21 protein-coding genes are annotated in these 24,128 nt (G+C 66.2%); 5 read left to right on the top strand and 16 right to left on the bottom strand.

Going from position 1 to position 24,128, the window contains the following annotated elements; genetic code table 11:
- Nucleotides 1-64: 64 nt before the first annotated feature.
- The gene (locus tag C7450_RS02800; RefSeq protein WP_146227240.1) at nucleotides 65-1,339 is read right to left on the bottom strand and encodes a peptide ABC transporter permease; all 1,275 of its coding nucleotides are present in this window, start codon (nucleotides 1,337-1,339) and stop codon (nucleotides 65-67) included.
- A 153-nt stretch (nucleotides 1,340-1,492) separates the two neighbouring features.
- Between C7450_RS02800 and tal the strand changes: the two genes are divergently transcribed.
- Together tal and C7450_RS02790 are read left to right on the top strand one after the other, a co-directional pair.
- Complete coding sequence (gene tal / locus C7450_RS02795) at nucleotides 1,493-2,470, top strand: transaldolase (RefSeq protein ID WP_110372835.1); 978 nt, start codon at nucleotides 1,493-1,495, stop codon at nucleotides 2,468-2,470.
- A gap of 441 nt (nucleotides 2,471-2,911) precedes the next feature.
- Nucleotides 2,912-4,165, top strand: a complete 1,254-nt coding sequence (locus tag C7450_RS02790) for a multidrug effflux MFS transporter (protein WP_110372834.1) — start codon at nucleotides 2,912-2,914, stop codon at nucleotides 4,163-4,165.
- Nucleotides 4,166-4,175: 10 nt separating this feature from the next.
- On the opposite strand, the gene C7450_RS02785 is transcribed toward C7450_RS02790, so the two are convergent.
- The 5 genes from C7450_RS02785 to amaB form a co-directional block, all read right to left on the bottom strand.
- The gene (locus C7450_RS02785) at nucleotides 4,176-5,858 is read right to left on the bottom strand and encodes a thiamine pyrophosphate-binding protein (RefSeq protein ID WP_110372833.1); all 1,683 of its coding nucleotides are present in this window, start codon (nucleotides 5,856-5,858) and stop codon (nucleotides 4,176-4,178) included.
- Nucleotides 5,855-7,066: a CaiB/BaiF CoA transferase family protein gene (locus tag C7450_RS02780; protein ID WP_110372832.1), complete on the bottom strand. Its 1,212-nt coding sequence runs from the start codon at nucleotides 7,064-7,066 to the stop codon at nucleotides 5,855-5,857. The genes C7450_RS02785 and C7450_RS02780 overlap by 4 nt, the downstream gene beginning before the upstream one ends.
- Nucleotides 7,067-7,278: 212 nt before the next feature.
- On the bottom strand, nucleotides 7,279-7,740 hold the full coding sequence (locus C7450_RS02775; protein WP_245449442.1) for a DUF559 domain-containing protein: 462 nt from the start codon (nucleotides 7,738-7,740) through the stop codon (nucleotides 7,279-7,281).
- A 211-nt stretch (nucleotides 7,741-7,951) separates the two neighbouring features.
- Nucleotides 7,952-9,142: an acyl-CoA dehydrogenase gene (locus C7450_RS02770; RefSeq protein ID WP_110372830.1), complete on the bottom strand. Its 1,191-nt coding sequence runs from the start codon at nucleotides 9,140-9,142 to the stop codon at nucleotides 7,952-7,954.
- A 12-nt stretch (nucleotides 9,143-9,154) separates the two neighbouring features.
- Nucleotides 9,155-10,723 carry an L-piperidine-6-carboxylate dehydrogenase gene (amaB, locus tag C7450_RS02765; protein WP_110372829.1) on the bottom strand — a complete coding sequence of 523 codons (1,569 nt, stop codon included), beginning with the start codon at nucleotides 10,721-10,723 and terminating at the stop codon, nucleotides 9,155-9,157.
- Between the two features lie 279 nt (nucleotides 10,724-11,002).
- On the opposite strand from amaB, the gene C7450_RS02760 reads away from it, so the two are divergent.
- Nucleotides 11,003-11,908: a LysR family transcriptional regulator gene (locus C7450_RS02760; protein ID WP_110372828.1), complete on the top strand. Its 906-nt coding sequence runs from the start codon at nucleotides 11,003-11,005 to the stop codon at nucleotides 11,906-11,908.
- A 130-nt stretch (nucleotides 11,909-12,038) separates the two neighbouring features.
- Entirely contained in the window at nucleotides 12,039-12,848 is an 810-nt protein-coding gene (locus C7450_RS02755; protein ID WP_210206346.1) for a hypothetical protein, read from the top strand.
- A gap of 27 nt (nucleotides 12,849-12,875) precedes the next feature.
- Here C7450_RS02755 and C7450_RS02750 read toward each other — a convergent pair whose 3' ends face one another.
- Entirely contained in the window at nucleotides 12,876-14,090 is a 1,215-nt protein-coding gene (locus C7450_RS02750) for a fumarylacetoacetate hydrolase family protein (RefSeq protein WP_110372826.1), read from the bottom strand.
- A 410-nt stretch (nucleotides 14,091-14,500) separates the two neighbouring features.
- Between C7450_RS02750 and C7450_RS02745 the strand changes: the two genes are divergently transcribed.
- Nucleotides 14,501-14,725, top strand: coding sequence for a hypothetical protein (locus C7450_RS02745; protein ID WP_110372825.1), 225 nt, complete (start codon nucleotides 14,501-14,503; stop codon nucleotides 14,723-14,725).
- A gap of 87 nt (nucleotides 14,726-14,812) precedes the next feature.
- Here C7450_RS02745 and C7450_RS02740 read toward each other — a convergent pair whose 3' ends face one another.
- From C7450_RS02740 to rnk, 9 genes are all read right to left on the bottom strand, one after another.
- On the bottom strand, nucleotides 14,813-15,151 hold the full coding sequence (locus C7450_RS02740; RefSeq protein WP_110372824.1) for a hypothetical protein: 339 nt from the start codon (nucleotides 15,149-15,151) through the stop codon (nucleotides 14,813-14,815).
- A 190-nt stretch (nucleotides 15,152-15,341) separates the two neighbouring features.
- Nucleotides 15,342-16,526 carry a Gfo/Idh/MocA family protein gene (locus C7450_RS02735; RefSeq protein ID WP_245449441.1) on the bottom strand — a complete coding sequence of 395 codons (1,185 nt, stop codon included), beginning with the start codon at nucleotides 16,524-16,526 and terminating at the stop codon, nucleotides 15,342-15,344.
- Nucleotides 16,523-17,572: a sugar phosphate isomerase/epimerase family protein gene (locus C7450_RS02730; RefSeq protein ID WP_110372823.1), complete on the bottom strand. Its 1,050-nt coding sequence runs from the start codon at nucleotides 17,570-17,572 to the stop codon at nucleotides 16,523-16,525. Before C7450_RS02730 ends, C7450_RS02735 begins: the two co-directional genes overlap by 4 nt.
- A gap of 56 nt (nucleotides 17,573-17,628) precedes the next feature.
- Nucleotides 17,629-18,681, bottom strand: coding sequence for a LacI family DNA-binding transcriptional regulator (locus tag C7450_RS02725; protein WP_110372822.1), 1,053 nt, complete (start codon nucleotides 18,679-18,681; stop codon nucleotides 17,629-17,631).
- 120 nt (nucleotides 18,682-18,801) lie between these two features.
- Nucleotides 18,802-19,755 carry an ABC transporter permease gene (locus C7450_RS02720; protein WP_110372821.1) on the bottom strand — a complete coding sequence of 318 codons (954 nt, stop codon included), beginning with the start codon at nucleotides 19,753-19,755 and terminating at the stop codon, nucleotides 18,802-18,804.
- Nucleotides 19,752-20,693 carry an ABC transporter permease gene (locus tag C7450_RS02715; RefSeq protein WP_110372820.1) on the bottom strand — a complete coding sequence of 314 codons (942 nt, stop codon included), beginning with the start codon at nucleotides 20,691-20,693 and terminating at the stop codon, nucleotides 19,752-19,754. Before C7450_RS02715 ends, C7450_RS02720 begins: the two co-directional genes overlap by 4 nt.
- Nucleotides 20,690-22,231: a sugar ABC transporter ATP-binding protein gene (locus tag C7450_RS02710; protein ID WP_110372819.1), complete on the bottom strand. Its 1,542-nt coding sequence runs from the start codon at nucleotides 22,229-22,231 to the stop codon at nucleotides 20,690-20,692. Before C7450_RS02710 ends, C7450_RS02715 begins: the two co-directional genes overlap by 4 nt.
- A gap of 2 nt (nucleotides 22,232-22,233) precedes the next feature.
- Nucleotides 22,234-23,283: a substrate-binding domain-containing protein gene (locus C7450_RS02705; protein WP_110372818.1), complete on the bottom strand. Its 1,050-nt coding sequence runs from the start codon at nucleotides 23,281-23,283 to the stop codon at nucleotides 22,234-22,236.
- A gap of 159 nt (nucleotides 23,284-23,442) precedes the next feature.
- Nucleotides 23,443-23,859: a nucleoside diphosphate kinase regulator gene (gene rnk / locus C7450_RS02700; protein ID WP_110372817.1), complete on the bottom strand. Its 417-nt coding sequence runs from the start codon at nucleotides 23,857-23,859 to the stop codon at nucleotides 23,443-23,445.
- Between the last annotated feature and the right edge of the window lie 269 nt (nucleotides 23,860-24,128).

Here is a 24,128-nt window from a genome sequence, read left to right as displayed (position 1 = left end):
CCAGAGGGATACCGCAATGCGGCCTCCCACACCATATGCCTCGGCGATTTGGGAACCGTCGCTCTCAGCGATCGTTGGCCGCCATCCACAGCCGTGCCTTCGGCCGGCTGGTGCGGAACTGCCCGCGCTCGATGGCGACGAAGGCAATGGCGGTGATGCTCAAGGTGGTCACCCACCAGGCAATGGCCGTGCCGGCGCCCATGCAGGCCAGGACGAAGCCCGCAGTCAAAGCCGCCGCGATGCCGGGCACGAGCACCGCATGCGCCGCCGCCGCGCGCTGCGCGGCCCAGCCCAGCGCCAAGGCCAGCGACACCGCGCCGACGAGGCCGAGCTCATACCAGATCTCGAAAGGCAGGCCGATGGGTGCACTCATCGGGATTTCGCCGGCGACACGACCCCGCAGGCTCGCGTCGAATCCATAGCCGGTGATGAGCCGGAGCGGATCGGCGCGGACGATGCTCGTCCAGGCGCGCATCGTCTCCGTCCAGGGATGGGCGACGCCCAAGGCGAGCTTGACCAGGGGTTGCAGGACAAATGGCATGAAGGGCGCGGCCAGGATGATGCCGGCCATGCCCCACGACACCACGCGGATCCCGATGTTCGGGCGAATCGAGGTGAGCCCGAAGATGAAGGCACTGATCGCGAAGGCGAGGATGGCCATGGGCATGGTCCCGGCAACCACGGCGACCGCCGCGACGGCGGACAGCGCGAGCGCGAGCGTGTTGCGTTGGCGCGAGACAAGCCAGGCCAGCGCCGGCCAGACCATCAAGGCGAGGCCGGCAAGGCCGCGTCCGAGGCTCGCTGTCGCATCGGGATCGTCGTCGGGACGGTCGATCATCGCCAGCGCGATCGCCAGAACAGCCGCTGCCGCGACGCCGATGCCGGTGAGATAGAGATTGGACGAACGCACCCGTTCCGGCAGGGCGGCGGTACCGGCGAGAGCCAGCACGATTGCGCCGACGATATTGACAAGCTTGTTGCCACCGGTGCTCGGAAAGCGCGTCCAGATCAGGGACAGGCCGGCCCAGGCGACCAGCATGAGCAGGGCGAGACCGGCACGCGACGTCACGATGCGGCGAACCGTCGCAAGCATACGGGCCTGGCCGTCGAGCAGGGCCGCCATGACGAGAAGCGCAACGCCGATCGGCTCCATGACCACAGCGGCGCGGCGTGTGACCAGCGCGGCGACCGGCACGGCGACGACGAGCATGGCGAAGCCAATGCGCCGCAAAAGGGCAGCTGCGTCGGCCGCTGGATCGAGTACCGTGGATTGCGAACGCGTGACCATGAGCAGCCCGAATGGAGTGGCGGTGCCCCCGTTGGCCACGCCAGAGTGCACGCTAGCCTGCTCACCGTGCAGAAGCTGTAGGTCGAATGCAACACTCCTGTATTGTTCTAACGAGCAATCGCCGCAGCTTGAGCCGGGACAACGGGCTCATCATGGATTATGAAGCAGGCCAACACCATATCTCATGTTTTAGGGAGAAGCGTGATGGCTTCGGCGCTGGCAACCTCAACGAAACTCGACGATCTGCGGGAGATGACCGTGGTGGTCGCCGACACCGGCGATATCGAGGCGGTGCGCCGGCTCAAACCGCAGGATTGCACCACCAATCCGACCCTCCTGCTCAAGGCGGTCGAGACGCCGGCCTATGCCACGCTGGTTGACGAGGCCCTTGCGTGGGGCGCCAAACAGAGCGCCGGCGGGGCGGGCCTCGCGGAAGCCGTCTGCGACCGTTTGGCTGTGAATTTCGGCGCCGAGCTCGCCGGTATCGTGCCGGGGCGTGTATCGACCGAGGTCGATGCGGACCTCTCCTTCGACACGGCCGCCACCATCGCCAAGGCGCGTGCCTTGATCGCGGCCTATGACGCGCGCGGCATCGGCCGCGAGCGCATCCTCATCAAGGTCGCAGCCACGTGGGAAGGCATTCGCGCGGCTGAGCAACTACAGCGCGAGGGTATCGACTGTAACCTGACGCTCCTGTTCTCGTTGACCCAGGCGGTTGCCTGCGCGGATGCCGGCGCTTTCCTTATTTCGCCTTTCGTCGGGCGGATTCTCGACTGGCATGTGAAGGCCGGCGGCGGACCCTATTCAGGAGAGACGGACCCCGGCGTCGTGTCCGTGCGCAATATCTACACCTATTACAAGTCCCACGGCATCAAGACCGTCGTCATGGGCGCCTCCTTCCGCAACACGGGGGAGATCGAAGCCCTGGCAGGCTGCGATCGCCTCACCATCGGGCCGGCCCTCCTCGATCAGCTTGCCGCGGAACCGGGGCCACTGCCGCGCAAGCTTGATCCCGCTCACGTCGCCGAGACGCCGGCGCGGCTTGAGCTCGACGAGAAGCGGTTCCGCTTCCTGATGAATGAAGATGCGATGGCGACGGAAAAGCTGTCTGAAGGCATCCGCTCCTTCGTCAAGGATCTCAAAGCATTAAGAACTCTTGTCGCTAAGCGGCTCGATGCGTGATGTGACATGCGTGACGCGCTAGAGCATTTTCGAGCGAAGTGGGCACCGGTTCGCGTGAAGAAAATGCGTAAAAACAAAGGCCTGGAGCGAATTTGACATTTGAGTCCCGCCTGACATGAGGCTCCAGATCAAATGTCAAATTCAAAAGCTCCACGAGAACCAATGACTTGCTAGTGGTTCTCGTGGCTCCGACATTTGCTCCGAGGCCCGTATCAGGCGGATGCAAATGTCGGAGCAGAACCACTAGGTGCGATTTTGCACCACACGATTGCGCGGGACATCGCAATATCCGCAAATTAGCGCTATTTAATCTCAATCAGTTCGTATCGATCATGCCGCCCGCATCCAGCGGGCGGTATTTGTTTGGGCGTCCGGCAAGGCCTGGTTAGCCCAGCCAAGTCTTTGCGTCTTTGGCTCGTCTTGCTTCTTGGATTGCGTGTCATGCCTGCACCAGTGTCGCCCGCCGGCGCGCCGCGCCCGAAATTTCTCGGCCATGCCATCATCCTCGGGCTTCTGTCCGCGATCGGCCCCTTTGCCATCGACATGTATCTGCCTGCCTTGCCGGCCATCGGCGAGAGCCTGCGCGCAGACAGCAATACGGTTCAGGTCAGCATCATGGCCTATTTCATGGCGCTGGGATTCGGACAGCTCTTCTACGGCCCCGTGTCCGACATGGTCGGCCGCAAGCCGCCGCTTTATTTCGGTATCACGGTGTTCGCCATCGGCAGCCTGGGCTGTGCCTTGGCGCCGGATATCACGACGCTGATCGCCTTCCGCTTTGTCCAGGGTATCGGCGCCTGCGCCTGTTCGGCGATCCCGCGCGCCGTCGTCCGCGATCTGCATCGCGGCCCGGATGCTGCGAAGCTGATGTCGCTCCTGATGCTGGTGTTCAGCGTCTCGCCGATCCTTGCGCCGCTGGCCGGGAGCCTCGTCATCGGCGTTGCCGGCTGGCGGGCCATCTTCTGGGTCATTGCCGCGAGTGCTATACTTGGCCTCGTCCTGACGGCCATGGGGCTCAAGGAGACCCGGCCGGCGTCACAGCGGGTGGAAAGCAGCATCGGCGGGGCCTTCCGCGCCTACGGCAGCCTCCTGAAGGACCGGCATTTCCTGGGGCTCGTCTTCATCGGGGCCTTCGGGATGTCGGGCTTTTTCGTCTTCCTGGCGAATTCGTCCTTTGTCCTCATCAACCACTACGGCCTGTCGCCGACGCTCTACAGCTTCGCCTTCTCCATCAACGCGGTGTCCTTCATCGGCGTCTCGCAGTTCACCAGCATGCTGGGCCGCCGCTACGGACTGCGCGCCATCGTGCGGCCTGCGGTGACCATCTATGCCGTCCTGATGGTGCTGCTGTTCGTGCTGTTCGCCCTCGGCTTCGATCATCTCGCGATCATGGTCGTGCTGCTGTTCATCGCGAATGGCGCGCTGGGCCTGGTCATCCCCACCTCAGCGGTGCTGGCTTTGGAGGATCATGGTGCGCTCGCAGGGACCGCCTCCGCGCTCATGGGCACGTTGCAATTCGCGACCGGGTCGGCGGTGATTGCCCTGGTCGGGCTTTTCGTCGACGGGTCCGCTCTGCCCATGATCGGCGGCATGGCGGCCTGCGCGGTGACCAGCTTCACCTTCGCCTTTGTCACTTTGCGGCATGCGTCCCGAGGCGGCACAGCCCATGCCTCGGTGAAGGCCCCCGCGGAATGACCGCGGGGCGCTAGCGGGCCGCTGCTTGCGCCTTCTCGCGGATCGCGGTCAGGGTGGTCGTCGGCGTGATCACTTCCGGATCGAGGATCATGTGCAGGATCGCCGGCTTGCCCGAGGCGATGGCGCGGGCGAGTGCCGGCGCGAATTGCTCGGTCGTCTCGACCCGCTCGCCATAGCCGCCATAGGCGACGGCGAGGGCCGCGAAATCCGGGCTTTTCATCGACGTGGCGGAGACGCGGCCGGGATACTCCCGCTCCTGGTGCATGCGGATCGTGCCGTAGATCGCGTTGTCGATGACGAGCACGATGATCGGCAGGTCATATTGCACGGCGGTGGTGAATTCCTGCCCGTGCATCAGGAAGCAGCCATCGCCGGCGAAGGACACGACCGTGCGTTCGGGATAGAGCTTCTTCACGCCGACGGCCGCCGGCAGGCCATAGCCCATGGAGCCGGAGGTCGGCGCCGCCTGGGTGCCGTAGCGGCGGAAACGGTGAAAGCGGTGCAACCAGGTGGCGTAATTGCCGGCACCGTTGGTCATGATGGCGTCATCCGGCAGCACTTCCGCCAGATGTTGCATGATGGCGCCCATCTGCAACGGCCCGACGTTCGTCACCGCACGCGGGTCGCTCCAGGCGAGATAATCCGCATGGGCCTGCGCCGTCCCGGCGGCCCAGGGCAGGTCCTCGGGTGGACTGACGCTGTCGAGCGCCGCGGCGAAAGCCGTCGGTGAGGCGTTGATGGCGAGGGCCGGCGCATAGACGCGCCCGAGCTCGCCCGAATCCGGATGGACGTGGATCAGTTCCGTGCCGGGGCCGGGAATGCCGAACAGGGTGTAGCTCTGGCTCGGCACTTCCGAGAGGCGTCCGCCCACCATCAGCACGAGGTCGGCGTCCTTGATGCGGGCGAGAAGCTTCGGGTTGACGCCAAGCCCGAGGTCGCCGGCATAGCAGGCGTGGTCCGCCGGAAACAGCATCTGGCGCCGAAAAGAGCAGACGACGGGAAGCTTGAAACGCTCGGCGAAGCGGGCGAATTGGGCGACGGCATCCGCCGACCAGCGGCTGCCGCCGACGATGGCGATGGGGTTCCTGGAGGCCGACAGGCGCCTCTGGAGATCGGCCATCTGCGCCGGGGCGGGATAGGTCTCGACAGCCTCGACGTAAGTTGCATCGGCAACCGCGGCGACATCCGTCAGCATGTTCTCGGGCAGGGCGATGACCACAGGGCCGGGCCGTCCGGACATCGCGACATGGAAGGCGCGCGAGACGATCTCGGGGACACGCGCGGCATCGTCGATCTCGGTCGCCCATTTGGCGATGGGGCCGAAGGCCGCGCGGTAGTCGACCTCCTGGAAGGCCTCGCGCTCGCGCATGCCCGTCTCGATCTGCCCGACGAACAGGATCATCGGCGTCGAATCCTGCTTGGCGATATGGATGCCGGCTGAGGCGTTGGTGGCGCCGGGGCCGCGCGTCACGAAGCAGATGCCGGGGCGGCCGGTGAGCTTGCCCTGCGCTTCCGCCATCATCGCGGCGCCGCCTTCCTGCCGGCAGACCGTGACAGGGATCGCAGCGTCATGCAGCGCGTCGAGCACCGCGAGATAGCTTTCGCCCGGCACGCAGAAGATATGCTCCACCTTTTGCTTCACGAGTTGGTCGACCAGGATCTGCCCGCCGGTCCGGGGCTTCAACGCGGTCATGGCTGGCCTCCCCAGTTCGGATCGCGCAGGATCTCGTCTGTTTGCTCGCCGACGGCGGGCGATGAGCGTTGCGCCACCTGGGGCACGCCGTCGATGACGATGGGTGAGCGGACCGCGGGAATCGCGCCGCCGGCAGCAGCCGCATTCGCCAGGTCGACCCTCATGCCGCGCGCCAGCACCTGCGGGTCGGCAAAGACATCCGCGACGGTATTGATCGGCCCGGCCGGCACGCCCTGCGCCTCCAACTGGCCGAGAAGATCGGCCCGGCTGTGCTGCGCCGTGAGCTGGGCCAGCAGCGGGCAGAGCTGGTCGCGGTTGGCGACCCGCGCCTTGTTGGTCGCATAGGCTTCCACATCCGCCAGCGCCGGAGCGCCGAGGACCGTGACGAACCGCCGGAACTGCCCGTCGTTGCCCACGGCGACGATGATATGGCCGTCGGACACAGGGAACACCTGGTAGGGCACGATGTTCGGATGGGCGTTGCCGAGCCGCTTGGGCGATACGCCGGAGACGAGAAAATTCAGCGCCTGGTTGGCGAGCACGCTGACCTGCGTGTCGAGCAGCGCCATATCCACCATGCCGCCGAGGCCCGTCGCGTCGCGGCGGCGCAGCGCCGCCATGATGCCGATGGTGGCATAGAGGCCGGTGAAGATGTCGACATAGGCCACGCCGATCTTCATCGGCTCGCCGTCCGGCTCGCCCGTCAGATCCATGCTGCCGCCCATGCCCTGGATCAAGTAATCATAGCCGGCGCGGGCGGCATAGGGGCCGTCCTGGCCGAAGCCGGTGACCGAGCAGTAAACGAGCCGCGGGTTCACCGCCTTCAGGCTGTCGTAGTCGAGGCCGTATTTCTTGAGGCCGCCGACCTTGAAGTTCTCGATGAGCACATCGGCTTCCGCCGCGAGCCGGCGGATGAGCGCCTGGCCTTCGGGGCTCTCGAAATCGGCTGTTATCGAGCGCTTGCCGCGATTGGTCGCGTGGAAATAGGCTGCCGAGAGGTCACCGTCACCATCCGCCCTGGCCACGAAGGGCGGGCCCCAGCTGCGGGTGTCGTCGCCGGCGCCGGGCCGCTCCACCTTGACGACATCGGCACCGAGATCGGCCAGGAGCTGGCCGGCCCACGGCCCGGCCAGGATCCGCGCGAGTTCCAGGACTTTCAGTCCATGGAGGGGCGGAAGCGCCGCCGGCTTGTCGTCGGTCGTACTCATCGTCTCTCTTTCAAGCCCTGCGGATGCGGTCTGCGACGGAAAACCCCGCCCGACCCGGCGCTGCGCGCCGGGCCACCCTCCTCACACAACGCGGGTGTTCCCGCGTTGTGCGATGAGTGCGCAAGTCGCGAACACCCGACTTGCGTAGGGGAGGGATCGGTGCCTTGCTTGTCAGCGTCATCGCTTGTCGTTTCGCCCCATCCGGTCCAGCTTCATGATCCCTCCCCCTTGGGGGAGGGTGGCGGCAAAGCCGCCGGGTGGGGGCCACTTGCCGTCAATGCCGTATAGATGGTGTCGAGGACGGCCCGCTTGTCGCGGTCGACGTCGCCATTGGTGAAACGCAGGACGCGGAATCCAAGGGCCGCGAGCTTGGTGTCGCGTGTCCGATCGGCCGCATGATCGTCGAAACCATGCTGGATACCATCGATTTCGACGACAAGGCTGTGTTTGAGACAAGCGAAATCGACGATGAAGCGATTGATGGCGACCTGCCGGCGAAAATGAAACCCCGCCGGTATGATCGCCTCGCGCAGCCAGTTCCAGACCTTGACCTCCTGCGGGGTCATCTCATGGCGCAGCTTGCGCGGAAGAGCCGTGGGTAGATGCGAGCGTGGCCGGCGGCGGGCGGCCCCACCCGACCCGTCGCCAAGCGCCGGGCCACCCTCCGCACACAACGCGGGTGTTCCCGCGTTGTACGATGAGTGCGCAAATCGCGAACACCCGACTTGCGTAGGGGAGGTATCGGTGCCTCGCTCGTCAGCGTCGCTCATGGCATCGCCTGTTGCTTCACCACATCCGGCCTAGCTCGGATTGATCCCTCCCCCGAGGGGGAGGGTGGCGGCAAAGCCGCCGGGTGGGGTAGCCGCCGGGTGGGGCTGAAGGCGCTCAGAAGAACGCCTGGATCCCTGTCTGGGCGCGCCCGAGGATCAGCGCATGCACGTCGTGCGTGCCCTCATAGGTGTTGACCGTCTCCAGGTTCTGCGCGTGGCGCATCACGTGGAACTCTTCCTGGATGCCGTTGCCGCCGTGCATGTCACGCGCGACGCGGGCGATGTCGAGCGCCTTGCCGCAGTTGTTGCGCTTGACGATGGAAATCATCTCAGGCGCCATCCGGCCCTCGTCGAAGAGGCGGCCGACGCGCAAGCTCCCCTGCAGGCCAAGCGAAATCTCGGTCTGCATGTCGGCGAGCTTCTTCTGGACGAGCTGGGTGGCGGCGAGCGGCCGGCCGAACTGCTTGCGGTCCAGCGTGTACTGGCGGGCGCGGTGCCAGCAGTCCTCGGCGGCGCCAAGCACGCCCCAGGAGATGCCGTAGCGGGCGCGGTTGAGGCAGCCGAACGGCCCCTTCAGGCCGGATACGTTCGGAAGAAGCGCGCTTTCCGGCACCTCGACGCCGTCCATGACGATCTCGCCGGTGATGGAGGCGCGCAGCGACAGCTTGCCGCCGATCTTCGGCGCGGAAAGCCCCTTCAGGCCCTTTTCCAGCACGAAGCCGCGGATCTGGCCCTCATGGGCGGCGGATTTCGCCCAGACCACGAAGACATCAGCGATCGGCGAATTGGAGATCCACATCTTCGTGCCGATCAGCCGATAGCCGCCGTCGATCTTTTCGGCGCGGGTGGTCATGCCGCCCGGGTCGGAGCCGGCGTCCGGCTCGGTCAGGCCGAAGCAGCCGACCCACTCGCCCGAGGCGAGCTTCGGCAGGTAGCGCTTGCGCTGTTCCTCGGAGCCATAGGCATAGATCGGGTACATCACGAGCGAGGACTGCACGCTCATCATGGAGCGATAGCCGGAATCGACACGCTCCACCTCGCGGGCCACGAGCCCGTAGGAGACATAGGACGCAGCGGCGCAGCCGTATTCTTCCGGCAGGGTCACGCCGAGCAGGCCGAGCTCGCCCATCTCGTTGAAGATTTCGCGGTCGGTCTTCTCATGGGCATAGGCTTCCAGGATGCGCGGCTGGAGCTTCTCCTGCGCGTAAGCCTGCGCCGTATCGCGGATCATCCGCTCGTCATCGGTCAGCTGGCTGTCGATCAGGAACGGATCGGCCCAGTCGAAGGAGCCCTTCTTGTCGCTCATTGTTACGCCTCGTCAGATCACGATGGGGTGGGTGGGGCGGAGCTTTTCGGCTGACGCATCCACGTCGAAGGTCACGCCCTGGGCCAGGGGCAGGGTCGTGCCGTAGTTGATGGTGTTGGTCGCGCGGCGCATATAGGCCTTCCAGGCATCGGAGCCGGCCTCGCGGCCGCCGCCGGTCTCCTTTTCGCCGCCGAAGGCGCCCCCGATTTCCGCGCCCGAGGGGCCGATATTGACGTTGGCGATGCCGCAATCCGATCCCGCGACGGAGACGAAGCGTTCGGCCTCGCGCAGGTCGAGCGTGAAGATGGAGGACGACAGCCCAGCCCCGACTGCATTGTGCAGCGCGAGGGCGTCGTCGAAATCGGTGTAGCGGACGACATAGAGGATCGGCGCGAAGGTCTCGTGGAGCATCGGGCCGGCCTGGGACGGCATCTCGACGAGCGCCGGCGCGGCATACCAGGCGTCCGCCCCGCCGATCTCCCGGCGGCCGCCGCCATGCACGGTGGCGCCGAGCGCCGTCACCTCGGCGAGCGCCTTCTCCATGCCGTCGAAGGCAGCCTTGTCGATCAGCGGGCCGACGAGTGTGCCCGCGGTGCGCGGATCGCCGATGGAGACGGTTGCATAGACCTTGGCGAGACGCGGCACGAGCGCGTCATAGACGCTGTCGTGAACGAACAGGCGGCGCAGCGTCGTGCAGCGCTGGCCGGCAGTCCCCATGGCCGCGAAGGCGATGCCGCGCAGGGCGAGGTCGAGATCGGCCGTCGGCGCCACGATGGCGGCGTTGTTGCCGCCGAGCTCCAGAATGGCGCGGGCGAAGCGCTCGGCAAGCTTGGGGCCGACCTTGCGGCCCATGGCGGTGGAGCCCGTCGCGGAGACGATCGGCACGCGGGCGTCCTCGACCAGGGCCTCGCCGGCCTCGCGACCTCCGACGATGACTTCGAGCAGGCCGGCCGGGACCTCGCCGAAGCGCTTCGCGGCGCGGTTGAAGATGGCCGCGACGGCGAGTGCCGTCAGCGGGGTCTTCTCCGAGGGCTTCCAGACCACGGAATCACCGCAGACGAAGGCGAGCGCCGCGTTCCACGACCAGACGGCGACGGGGAAGTTGAAGGCCGAGATGACGCCGCAGACGCCGAGCGGGTGCCAGGTCTCCATCATGCGGTGGTCCGGGCGCTCGGTGGCGATCGTCAGGCCGTAGAGCTGGCGCGAGAGGCCGACGGCGAAATCGCAGATGTCGATCATCTCCTGGACCTCGCCGAGGCCCTCGGACGTGATCTTGCCGGCCTCAATGGTGACGAGGCGGCCGAGGTCGGCCTTGGCGGCGCGCAATTCCTCGCCGAGGAGGCGCACCAGTTCGCCGCGCCGCGGGGCCGGGACGCTACGCCAGACCTTGAAGGCTTCATCCGCCCTGCCGATGGCGGCTGCCGTCGATGCCCTGTCGTCCTCGCGCAGCACCGCGACGGTCTCACCGGTGATCGGCGAGCGTGCGTCGAGCCCGGAGGCGGCATAGGCGCTGTCGGCGACACCAAGGCCTTTCAGGATGGCAAGCGCTTCGTCTTTCACCGTCGGGATCGCTGCGGGCATCGTTTGTCCAATCTTGTGTCACGCGCATAGCGGCGCCTTGTGACCAAGGCGCCGTTGCGGCTTCATCATCGCTCAATCGAAGGGCGACCGGTTAAGACCACCCCCGCGGCTGGCGGGCGACAAGACATGCGAGCCATGTCAGCGAAAATCACCTCAAGCGGCACGGCACATTGCGCCAGTCTCGCGGACAATGCCGATGTGCGGCCTGCCTTTCAACCGATATGTTCTCACCAAGTCATGAACGCTTGGAATGATCTCGATCCGTTGTAAGGTCGCGCCATGCACAAACATCGCCTCTCGATCCCCCCGCTCGCGGCGCTGACCGCCTTCGAGGCAGCCGCGCGCCACGGCAGTTTCACCAAGGCGGCGGAGGAGCTCAATCTCACCCAGGGGGCGGTCAGCCGCCAGGTGGCGCTGATCGAGGATCAACTCGGCCTCAAGCTGTTCGAGCGCGTGCGCCAGCGGGTCATGCTCACGCCCGCAGGCGCGGCTTATGCCGCCGACATCCGCGACAGTCTCCGGCAGTTGTCGGCGGCAACCATCAATGCCATGGCATTCCGTGGCACGGGCGGCGTCTTGAATCTCGCCATCCTGCCCACTTTCGGCACGCGCTGGCTCATTCCCCGCCTTCCCGGCTTCTTCCAGACCTATCCCGGCGTCACCGTCAATTTCGCGACGCGCCTTGTACCCTTCGACTTCAAACCTGAGGGGCTCGATGCGGCGATCCATTTCGGCGATCCGATCTGGCCGGGCGCGCGGCTGCACCGCCTGATGGGCGAGGTCATCGTCCCGGTCGCGAGCCCGGAAATGATCGCGCGCTTCCGTCTGCGGGAACCTGCCGATCTCTTGAACGTGCCCCTGCTGCAGCAGGCGACGCGCCCGCATGCCTGGAAGAACTGGCTGCAGGCGCAGGGCCTGCCGACGGAGAGCGCGGTGATGGGGCCGCGCTTCGAACAGTTCGCCATGGTCGCGCAGGCTGCCTGTGCCGGCCTCGGCGCCGCCATCGTTCCGCATTTCCTGGTTGAAGATGAGATCCGGTCAGGGGCGCTCGCCGTGCCTTTCGAGCGCCCGTTGATGAGCAGTGAGGCTTACTATCTGGTCTACCCGGAAGAAAAAGCGGAGCGCCCGGCGGTTGTCGCTTTTCGGGAATGGCTTCTCGCGCAATGCGTCAAGCCTGACATATAGGTCTTGTGCAAATCTATCAGTCGAATTCTTCGCATATAAGTATATTTTTGAAAATTTAAGTAAAAAATATCATAGTCCGTGCTAAATTTTTCTGAAAACTTATGGTCTAATTTGGAATACGGTTCTTATTATGATTGATGAAATTCATATCCCTATTTTATATCAACAGGGTTCGTCGGTATCTTACGGAGCTATCGATGTTCGGCAGGGTGGGGCGGGGAGCATTCTTGCCCTGCAGATTCGCGATGCCTTGGCGAAAGCCGTGCCGCTTGCGTTATCCTCGGCGGCCGGCACGGCGGTGGTTATAGGCGGAGGCGATATTGGTGCTCGACTTGCGTTCCAGGGCGGCGACGGGATCAAGCTCATCGGCCGTACGCTCGGGCGCATGGCGGTGCAGCCGCTCTGGGGAAGCGCTGAGGCCGGGTTGATCACGCCCATCACCGATCGGATGTCATCCCTGATGCTACCGAGGGATCGTCCGCTGCCATGTCCCAATGTTCCGGTCGACCGCATCATGTTCGGCGTCTCCCTTTTGACGGAGACGGCGAAGGCGGTGCTCATCGCGGTCTTTTTCCCCGCAGGGGCATCGATGGCCGTCTTTGTCGTGATCGAATTGGGCGCGACCTGTGCCGCATCGGCGGTCGCGCATTTTGCGATGAATCGCTACGATCAACAGCTGGAATGGCCGCAGCCGCCGGCAGGCGTCGGCTGCACAACGGTCCTGTGGGGCATGGCCGCCGGGGTCGTAGACGCTTTGGTCACCGCACTCGGAGCCGGATACACCTACCTCGTGCACTCCCCCGGAACGATGTCCCGTAGCGTCATGGCTGGAATTGTCGCCTGCACGGCCACAGGTCTCCGAGGTTGCATGAAGGGCGGTCTGATGCGCCTTCGAAACTGGGTGCCGAGCACGTCGACACCCGCCTATGCGGACCTTTGAGGGGGACTGTCCGGTTCGGCGCGGCCTCTACAGGAGCCCGCGTCCGGCGAGATTGCGCATCAGGTCGGCAAAACCGAAGCTCCAGGGCTCGCAGCGATCCGTATGGCGGATGCGGTTGACGAGCCGGCCGAGCTGCGGGGTGGCGATGGTGACGATGTCGTCCTGCTTGTGGGTGAAGCCCTTGCCGGGCGCGTCGCGGTCTTCGACCGGTGCGAAGAGCGTGCCGAGGAAGAGCACGGCGCCGTCGGGGTAATGGTGATGCTTGCCGAGCATCTGCCCGACGAGATCGGCGGGATCGCGGCTGATCTTCGCGATGGTCGAGAAGCCGTCGAGCCGGAAGCCTTCCGGCCCTTCAACGGTCAGCGTGACGTCCATGCGGCGGATATCGTCCAGGGTGAAGTCATTGTCGAAGAAGCGCAGGAACGGCCCTATCGCGCAGCTCGCGTTGTTGTCCTTGGCCTTTGAGAGGAGAAGCGCGGAGCGGCCCTCGACGTCGCGCAGGTTGACGTCGTTGCCGAGCGTCGCGCCGACGATGCGGCCGGTGGAGGCCACCGCCAGCACCACCTCCGGCTCCGGATTGTTCCAGGTGGACATGGGGTGGATGCCGGCATCCATGCCGGTGCCGACGGCCGACAGCGGCTGGGCCTTGGTGAAGATCTCCGCATCCGGGCCGATGCCGACCTCCAGATACTGGCTCCACGCGCCCTGCGCGATGAGCACCTCCTTGAGGCGCATGGCTTCCGGGGAGCCGGGCTTCAGCTTGGCGAAATCGTCGCCCACCAGGCCCACGATCTCGGCGCGGATGGCGGCGGCGGCATTGGCGTCGCCGCGCGCACGCTCCTCGATGACGCGTTCCAGCATCGATACGGCAAAGGTGACGCCGGCGGCCTTGATGGCCTGCAGGTCGATGGGAGCGATGAGCCACGGCGCGGACGGGTCGCGCTCGTCCGGCAGGGTGTTGGCGAGCACGACGTCGAGCGGCCCGAGCGGCTCGCCATCGGCCTGGCGCAGAGCCGCTGCAGGGTCCGGTGCCTCGCACAGGTCGCGCATGGTCGGAAATTCGGCCGTGATGTCGACGAGCTGGCCGTCGCGAACGGCGACGACGGATGGGCCGCCCACATCAGGACGGAAGACGCGTCCGGCCAGGGCGGCCTTGCCCGCATCATCGGGGAGAGTGGATGCGAGCGTGACCCGGCTGCGCAGGGCCGCGTCCTGTGTCTGATGTCCCGAAGTCGCTGTCATCACTCATCCATCCCCATGCTGACCGGTCGTCCTTGCCGTGCGAGGCCTTCCGGCATCCATGCGGTGATCGGTCGCCACGGTCAAGCCGGAAGGATTTTTGCGGTGCAGTAAAAGATGATGTCCAAGGCGAGGTTGTGCTCGGCCATGCATGAGGTGCAACCCTGCCCGTCAAAAGCCCGATTTCATGCGTTTTTAAGCCCTTCGTCGCGAAAAAAGGCCGATTGGTGCTGCAACGCACTGGAAGTTTGTGCGTCGCAGCATTAAAGATGAGTCGGTCATCGCCGCCTTGGCGAGGACGAAGGAATGAACGTTTCGGAGTAGGATCGTTGAGAGCGAGAACAGAGCAGCCCCCGCGCATTTTGCGTCCTCGGCATGAGCCGCCGACCATTCGGGAAGCTTTCGAGGCTGCGATGGATCTGGCCGATCGCTTCGAAGATCGGGTCAGCATCGCCGCAGGTCTCATGGGATGCAGCGAGGACGAGGTCCGCGAGCAGGCCATTGCCTTCAAGGCGGCCACGGCCCGTCCTCGGCTGTCAATTTCCGTTCCCCAGATGTCGTCACCGCGCTCCCGCACCATGGCGCCGCGCCGCGAGGTCATCGTCGAGCGTGTCCGCCCGCGCATGATCATGCGCTGACGCGACGGCCGTGCCGCCTCGGCATGGGGTAGCCCGGCATACCGGTTATGAAGCTCGCTGGCTTGAGTTTAGAGGCCAGCGAGCGGTTTACCAGAACTCGTCGCGCCAGTCGCAACGCCCGTCCGCAATCTTGAAATCCGGCGGGTCGCACGGATTCGTGTCACGTGGGCACCACGGCCGGCATTGTTGCGGCACGGCCTGGCGGTTGCGGTAGACCTTTTTCTTCTTCTTGTTCTTTTGGGTCTGGATCAGCACGACCTCGCTGCTCGGCTCGGATATCGCCGCCCTCGGCTGGCTGGCCGCAGCGGGCCCCTCCATGCCGAAATTGGCGGCGAGTAAGAAAACCGCCGCCCCAAGCATCGTGACGCCGGTTCTGCCGAAGTCGGCTTGCGGGCGCGGGCCCTGGCTTCCTTGCGGTTCGGACATCCTGCCCTCCTCTCCGCGGCTCGTGTCACACACGGGGGTCCAGCGTTAACCGCCGGGGCGTGGCGAACGTTCCAGGGGGGCGAAGCTGACGGGGCCCTGCCGCTATGTCAGACGTGCGGTGCCAAGCGCTGCTCCCTTGGCCCGTTGCTCCCTCGGCCCTCTGCTCCGCTGGCCTGCCGACCTCTCAGCGTTACGTCGCGATCGTCGTCCAGCGCCCGTCGTCGCGTGACGAGGCAATCGCGGCCTCGATGAAGGCCATCCCCGCAAAGCCGTCGGCGATCGTTGGAAAGTCCACCTCGGCGGGCAGGGCAGCGCCCGCCTGCCGCGCACGGATGGCGCGCGCCACCTCCGTATAAATGGTCGCGAAGGCCTCCAGATAGCCTTCCGGATGGCCGGACGGCACGCGCGTCACCCGCGCGGCCGACGCATTCGCCCCCGCTGCGCCGCGCGCGATGATGCGCGGCGCCTCGCCGAGCGGCGACCATCTGAGCTGGTTGGGATGCTCCTGCGCCCATTCCAGTCCGCCTTTTTCGCCATAGATGCGGATACGCAGGCCGTTTTCGTTGCCGGGCGCGACCTGGCTCGCCCAGAGCGTGCCGCGCGCGCCGCCGGCATAGCGCAGGTTGACCTGGACATTGTCGTCAAGCCGCCGGCCGGGGACGAAGCTGGTCAGTTCCGCGCTCAGGGCGACAGGATCGAGACCGCTCATGAAATGGGCGAGTTGATAGGCATGCGTGCCGATATCGCCGATGGCACCGCCGGCGCCGGACTGCGCCGGGTCCGTGCGCCAGGCCGCCTGCTTCTGGCCGGTCTGCTCGACCGGCTCGCTCAGCCAGTCCTGGGCATATTCAACCTGGATGACCCGGACTGCGCCGATCTCCCCGGCGGCGATCATGGCGCGCGCTTGCCGCACCATGGGGTAGCCGGAATAATTGTAGGTGACGGCGAAGATCACCCCGCTTTTCGCGGCGGCCTCCCGCAACGCCCGCGCTTCCGCGAGGCTCGTCGCCAGCGGCTTGTCGCAGATGACATGGATGCCCTGCTCCAGGAAGGCGAGCGCCGCCGGTGCATGCCGGTGGTTCGGCGTGACGATCGAGACGGCGTCGATGCCGTCCGGCCTTGCGGCCTCCGCTTTTGCCATGGTCGCGAAGTCGGGATAGCTGCGTGCCGGATCGAGCCCGAGCGCCGCGCCTGATCGCAGCGATTTCTCAGGCGTCGAGGAGAGCGTCCCCGCGACGAGCTCGTAATCCCCATCGAGGCGTGCCGCCATGCGGTGGACGGCGCCGATGAAGGCGCCTTCGCCGCCGCCGACCATGCCGAGGCGGATGCGCCGGGGGGCTGCGGCCGATGGTGTTTTGTCCGTCGCGTCAATCATGGCTTCAGCCCCAGGAGCTTGCGGTTGGTGGCCTTGTCGCTCTGACTGGCCGCGAAGTCGTCGAACATGCGCTCAGAGCGCTTGATCATGTGGCTCAGAATGAAAGGCGCACCTTCGGAGGCCCCCTGTTCCGGGTCCTTCAAGGCGCATTCCCATTCGACGACGGCCCAGCCCTCGTAGTTGTATTGGGCGAGCTTCGAGAAGATCGCGGCGAAATCCACCTGCCCGTCGCCCGGCGAGCGGAACCGGCCGGGACGCTCCACCCAGCCCTGGTAGCCGCCGTAGACGCCGGAGCGGCCGGTCGGGTTGAACTCGGCATCTTTCACGTGAAAGGCGCGGATGCGCGCGTGGTAGATGTCGATGAAGGCGAGATAATCGAGCGCCTGCAGCACGAAATGCGAGGGATCGTAGAGGATCGAGGCGCGCGGGTGGTTGCCGACCGCCTCCAGGAAGCGCTCGAAGGTGATGCCGTCATGCAGGTCCTCACCCGGATGGATCTCATAGGCGAGATCGACGCCGGCCTCCTCGAAGGCGTCGAGGATGGGCTTCCAGCGGCGCCCGAGTTCCGCGAACGCCTCTTCCACGAGGCCGTTGGGGCGCTGCGGCCAGGGATACATATAGGGCCAGGCCAGCGCCCCGGAGAAGGTGGCGTGGGCATCGAGCCCCAGATGGCGCGAGGCCTTGGCAGCGAGCTTGAGCTGCTCGACGGCCCAGGCCTGGCGTGCCTCCGGCTTGCCGCGCACCTCCGGCGGGGCGAAGGCGTCGAACATCAGGTCGTAGGCCGGGTGGACCGCGACGAGCTGGCCCTGCAGATGGGTCGACAGCTCGGTGACGACGAGGCCGTGCTTGTCGAGGCGCGCGCGGATGTCGTCGCAATAGGCCTGCGACTCGGCGGCCTTCTCCAGATCGAAGATGGCGGCGTCCTTCGTCGGCATCTGCACACCGGCATAGCCATGGCCGGCCGCCCAGCCGGCGAGGCCGTCGAGCGTGTTGAAAGGCGGACTGTCGTCGACGAACTGGGCAAGAAAGATGGCGGGACCCTTCATGATGTCGTCCTCCTGCGTTGGAACGGGCGGTCAGCCCGATTATTGGCCGGCTTCCTTCATGCGGATGATACGTGTCCCCGCAGGCGTGAGCGCCTTGCGACGCCGTGTCTGGGACCGGTCGAGCCCCGGATGATCAGCCGCGTTTCCATGAGGATATCCGGCGTCGTCGCGGGCGCCTTGTTCGAGAGCATCGCGATCATTTGCGCCATGGCCTGCCGGCCGATTGCGAAACGCGGCTGATGCACGGTCGTCAACGGCGGTTCGAAGGCATCGGCTAGAACGATATCATCGAAACCGACCACGGAGATGTCGGCCGGTACGTGGTGTCCGCGTGCCCGGAGCTCACTGATCGCGCCCACGGCCATCTGGTCACTGGCGGCGAAGATCGCGGTGAAGGCGGTATCCGTCTCGAACAGCCGCCGCACGGCGCGACGGCCTGCGGCGAGGCTGAAATCCCCGTTGAGGACGAGGGCCTCGTCCTCGCCAATGCCATGCTCGGCCAAGGCGGCGCGATAGCCGGCCAGCCTGTCGAGGGCCAGTCGCTCCGGCATCGGGCCGGTGATATGGGCGATACGCCTGTGGCCAAGGCCGATGAGATGGTTCACGGCCTCGCGGGAGGCGGCGATATTGTCGATCCTGACCGTCGGCAAGGCGATGTCGGGGAAGGTCTCGAGCGCGATGACGATCGGCGGCAGGCGCGGGATCTCCGCCTTCAGCGCCTCGGGGAAGCGACCGATCATCAGGATGAGGCCGTCGGCGTGGCGGGCGCGCACGGTGTCGACATAGTGCTGGATGCGCTGGTCGTCGTCGCGGGCATCGCCCATCAGCACGCTGTAGCCGGCCTCGACGGCCGCTTCCTCCACGCCCTTGTAGATCTCCAGATAGAACGGGTTGGAGATGTCGCGTACCAGGAGGATGACGGTGCGGCTTGCCCGGCTGCGCAGGTTTCGCGCCTGGGAATTGGGCACGAAGCCCGTCGCCGCCACCGCCTCCATGATGCGCCGGCGGGTCTCCGGCTGCACCTTGTCCGGCCGTTGCAGCGCGCGCGACACCGTGGCGGTGGAAACGCCCGCGAGTTTCGCAACGGTTGCAAGGGTCGGTGTGGCCATGGCGAGCCCGTTGTCCTCTCGAGCAAGTCCGTCTGTTGCGGACTTGCTCCAATCACAAATTAACGAGCAAATTCAACGACTTGGATGGAATTAGACGATTCCATCCAAGCTGGATTTGCTCTAAACGCGCAGACGGCCCTGGCGCCCGTAGAGCAGCATGAGCACAAGGAGCGTCATGCCGAAGATGATCTGCCGGCCGTAGTTTTCGAGCTGCAATGTCGTCAGGACGCTCTGCAGCAGCACGAGTGCCACCGCGCCGAGGACAGTGCCGATGTAGCCGCCCGCGCCACCGGCGAGCGATGTGCCGCCGATGACCACGGCGATGATCGACGACAGCACATACTGATCACCGACGCTGATGAAGGAATTGCCGGTATAGCCGATGACGCAGACGCCCGTGAGGCCGGCGAAGAAGCCGGACAGGCCGTAGAGCAGGCAGCGGATGCGGTTCACCGGCAGGCCGACCAGCATCGCCGCCCGTTCGTTGGCGCCGATGGCATAGACCGCATAGCCGAAGGCGGTGCGCCGCAAGAGAAAGGTGAGGCCAACGGCGATGATTGCCCAGACGAAGAGGATGCCGGGCAACCCGAGGACGAGCGGGCGGTTGATGAAGGCCATCAGTGCCGGCGCCGCGTTGCCGGAAGGGATGCCCTGCGAATAGACGACGAGCCCGCCCTGGACGATCGCCGTCATGCCGAGCGTCATGACAAGCGGGGGAATGCGCACCAGCGTGACGCCGAGCCCGTTGACGATGCCGATGAGGAAGGTCACCGCCGTCGCCGCGAGGATGGCCGGCAGGATCGCCGCATTGGCTCCAGCCATGATGTTGCCGGCGATGACGGCGCCGAGCGAGATCATCGGGCCGACCGAGAGATCGATGCCTTCGCGCCCGCCGAGAATGACGAGGTTCTGCCCGGCGGCGACGATGCCGAGGATCGCGGCGACGGTGAGCAGCCGGACGATCTGGTCGCCGCGCGCGAAGCCGGGTGACAGGGTCTCGCCGACGGCGAGCAGGGCGAGGATGGCGATGGCCGCCAGCGTCAGGGGATTGGTGAGGCCGGATCGCAGCGTCATCGGCGTGTCACCAGCACACCGCCGGCGAGCGCGGCGAGCACGATCAGCCCCTGCACCAGCGTCTGCCAGGCGAAGGGCAGGCCGGCGAAGAAGATGACATTGCCGATCATGCCCAGGACGAGCGCGCCGAGGATGGAGCCGACCGGCCCGCCTGAGCCGCCGGAGAGGGCGGTTCCGCCGAGCACCACCGCTGAGATCGACGACAAAGCGAGGCTCTGGCCAAGCAGCGGGTCGCCGCTCGCCGTCTCGCCGGTGAGGCACAGGGCGGCGAAGCCCGCGAAGAGCGCGGACAGGACGAAGGCGCCGATGCGCACGCGCGACAGGCTGAGGCCCGTCTGGAAGGCGCCGACGCGGCTGCCGCCGACCGCCGTGAGATGGGCCACGAAGGGCCTGCGTCCGAGGAATAGCGCAAAGGCGAGGCCGGCGAGGAGGATCCACAGCACCACGGGCAGGCCGATGAGCGTCGCGCCATAGCTGCGCCAGAAGGCCTCCGGAACCGGCAGGCCCGCCTGCGGAAGGACGAACAGGGCGGTGCCGGCGAAGACGATGCCGGTGGCGAAGGTGGTGACGATGGCCTGCAGCCTGAGCACGGCTACGAGAACGCCGTTGATGACGCCGCAGACGACGGCCGTGGCGAGGCCCGCGGCGAGCCCGGCGATGATGGGCGTGAGCCCGTCACCGCCGACCGCCGCGATGGCGCTGACGGTGACCACATTCACGAGCGCCGCGATCGCGCCCACCGAAAGGTCGATGTCGCCGCCCATGACCACATAGGTCTGGCCGATGGCGACAAGGGTCAGCGGCAGGAAGGTGGTGAGATTGGATTGCAGCACCGCGGGCTGGACAAAGCTCGGCTGCAGCGCCGTATTGACGGCGACCAGCACGGCAAGCGCGATGAGCGTCAGTAGCCAGGGGCGGGAGCGGACAACCGCGCTCATGCCGCCTCTCCATAGGCGGCGCGGGCGAGGTGGAAATGGTCCAAGGTCGGCCCGGCGAGCTCGGTGACGATCCGTCCGCTGTTGAACACCAGCACGCGGTCGCACCATTCGATGAGTTCGGCATCTTCCGAGGAATAGATGAGGATGCTGGCGCCTTCGTCGGCAAGCTTGCGCATGATGGCGAGGAGATCGCCCTTGGCGGCGAGGTCGATGCCCTTCGTCGGGTCGTCGAGCAGGAGCACGCGCGGGCCGGTGGCGAGCCAGCGGGCGATAAAGATCTTCTGCTGGTTGCCGCCGGAGAGCGTGCCGATGGGGGCATCGAGCCCGGCATATTGGGTGTTCAGGCTGTCGGCATGGCGCGTCGCCAGCGGATCGAGCTCGGACGGCCGCACCAACCGGCGTTTTTCGCGCACGAGAAGCGCGGCCACCAGATTCTCGAAGATGGAGCGGCCGGTGAGCGCCGCATCCCGCCCGCGATCGCCGGAGACATAGGCGAGGCCGCGCCGGATGGCATCGGCCGTGCGGGTGAGGGCGACCGTCTCGCCGGCAATGGTGACGCGCCCAGCTGTGAAGGGCAGGGCGCCGAACAGGCCCTGCAGCAGCGCCGACTGCCCTTGCCCCTGCAGGCCGCCGAGGCCGACGATCTCCCCCGGCCGGAGCGAAAGGGACACGTCGTGGACCCGCGCATTGCGCACGCCCTGCGCCGTGAGGCGCGGCTCCGCCAGGGCCGGGGGCATACGCTGGCTGGTGACGGGATGGATGCGCGCATCGCCGACCATGTGGCGGACCACCTGGTCACGGTTTGTCCCGGCGGTGACGAGCTGCGCCACGGTTGCGCCGCCGCGCATCACCGTGATGCGGTCTGACACCGCGAAGACCTCGTCGAGGCGGTGGGAAATCATCAGCGTGGAGACGCCCTCGGCCTTGCGCGCGCGCAGGATCTCGAACAGGCGGGCAGACTGGCGCCCGTCGAGGGCAGCCGTTGCCTCATCGAGAATGATGAGGCGCGGGCGCCGCGCGAGGACTTTGAGGATCTCGACGATCTGCCGCAGGTCCGGCGTCAGGTCGGCAACGATGGCCTCAGGCTTCAGCTCCGCCCCCGCGACGCCGGCGAACAGCGCGATCAGAGCCTCCGCCTCGCTATTGAGCCGGCGGCGATCGACGAAGCCGAGGCCCGTGCGCGGCTCGCGGCCGAGGCCGATATTGGCCGCGACGCTCAATTGCGGGATCAGGCTGAGCTCCTGGTAGAACAAGGCGATGCCGGCCTGTTCGGCATCGCGCGGATTGCGGAACTGAACCACGTCGCCGCCGACGGCGATGGTGCCGGAATCGGGAGCCACCGTGCCGGCGATGACCTTGCAGAGTGTGGACTTGCCGCAGCCGTTGGCGCCGAGGAGGGCGTGGATCTCGCCCGCCTCGACCCGCAAACGCCCGTCCGACAGGGCGACGACCGCGCCGAAGCGCTTGCCGACACCCTGGGCATCGAGAAGCGCCGCGTCTTGCCCGCCTGCCGCGGTCGCGGCCTCTCCCGGCGTCATGGCTATTTGAAATACTGCTGGGCTTCTTCGGGCGTGACGACCGCCGTGACCGACCAGTAGCCCGGCTTGCCTTCCGCCTGTTTCAGCGCCTGCGCGAGGTTGCTGTTATCCACGAAGGGGATCGGGATATAGATGGCGTTGCCGTACTGGCCCTTGAAGATGCCGTCCTTGAATTCCTTGCCCATCAGGCGATGCACGGCGACGTTGAGCGCCGAGGCCATGACGCCGGGCGGGTTCACGGAGGCGCCGGAATTGAGCTTCTGCTCCGACCAGCGCGTCAGAAAGTCCTTGCGGATCTCGCCGGTCGCGGCGATCTGATCCTTCTTGCCCGCGGCCTCGATGGCGCGCCAGGCGCCGTCGGCCATGCCGTCCTGCACCCAGACGCCGTTGATATTGGGATAGGTGGCGAGGAGATTCTGCATCACCTGCTGACCCTTGGCCTGGTCCCAGTCCGCATTGGCCTGGTTCAGCAGCTTGATGTCGGGATGCTTGGCGAAGACCTCGCGATAGCCCGCGACGCGCATCTCATTGGCGGGGTGGCCGGCGATGCCGTTGATGGTGACGACATTGCCCTTGTTGCCGAGCGTCTTGGCGAGCCACTCGGCCGATTTCACCGCCCAGTCCTTCTGGTCGATGCCGACATAGATCGCGTCCTTGGAGGACACCTCCGCGTCCGTCGAGACCACCAGGATGTTGCGCGCCTTCGCCTGCGCGAAGACGGGGTCGAAGGCCGTCGGGCTGTTCGGGTTGATGATGATGGCATTGACGCCCTGGTTGATGAAGTTGCGCACATGGCCGATCTGCCCCTGCACATCGACGGTTGCGCTTTGCACCACCACCTCGACATTGACGCCCTTGGCCTTCCAGGCCGCGGCGGCGGCCTGCGCCTCCTCGATCATCTGGGTGCGCCATTCGCTGCCAACCCAGCCGTTCGACAGCCCGATCTTGAAGGATTGCTGGGCTTGGGCGGTGCCACCGAAGGCAACCAAGCCGCCTGCCGCGAGCAAGGCAGCGGCGCCGAGAACGGCCCGGCGCGTAGCGGTTCTTTTCATCATCGTTTCCTCCCCGATCGTGTTCACTGCGGAACCTGTCGGGGAAGGATGTAATCGATTGCATCGGGCGTCAAGACAGCATTCGGTCGACCTTTGGCGAATGCCGAGCCATGTGGTCCGCGACGGGCGGACGGGTAGCGCGGCCGGGCCGCACCGCCATTACGATGTCGTGGCGGGTTGCTCGACGGCGACGACCGTCAGTTCATGCTGGCGTCCATCGCGGGCGATCCAGTTGATCGACTGGCCGGGCGACAGACCGATCAGGGCCGTGCCGATGGGGGTCATGATCGAGATCTTACCGTCGGCGATGTTCGCGTCGCCGGGATAGACCAGCGTCACGCGGCGCTTTTCACCGTCGGCCGTCTGGTACTCCACGGTCGATCCCATCCTGACCGCGTTGCGCGGCACGGACTTCTCGGCCACCACAGAGGCGCGGTCCATTTCGGCGAGGAGCTCTTCTGCGACCTCGGGGATACGGTCGAGCGCAGCCGTCGCGAGGCCGACGAGACGATCGTATTCCGCCTCGCTCACGACAATCTTGGGCTTGCGTCGCTTCTTGGCTTGCGTGCTGGACATCGGGCTTAAGGATCCTGTGGCTGGAGGGTTTCCAAGTCGAAACGCGGGCCCGCGCACGGCGCGCCGTGGACAATCCGGTTCGACAGGGGGGAAAGGGAAGAGCGCCTGTTCTGTGACCGGCCACCGCGATGGCGGTTGCGTCAACGCGCCCCCGGAGCTCGGGGCGCACGGGGCCGAGCTCGGGGGCTAAAGGCCCGCGATCGGGCAAACCCGATGAAAATTGACGAAGAGAATGGCGCCCGTGGTGATCATGGGCTTAACGTTGGCCT

The sequence above is a fragment of the Chelatococcus asaccharovorans genome (genome assembly GCF_003201475.1).
GTDB lineage: Bacteria > Pseudomonadota > Alphaproteobacteria > Rhizobiales > Beijerinckiaceae > Chelatococcus > Chelatococcus asaccharovorans.
Note: the sequence above shows the minus strand (reverse complement) of the source record. Positions and strands in the feature narration are given on the sequence as shown.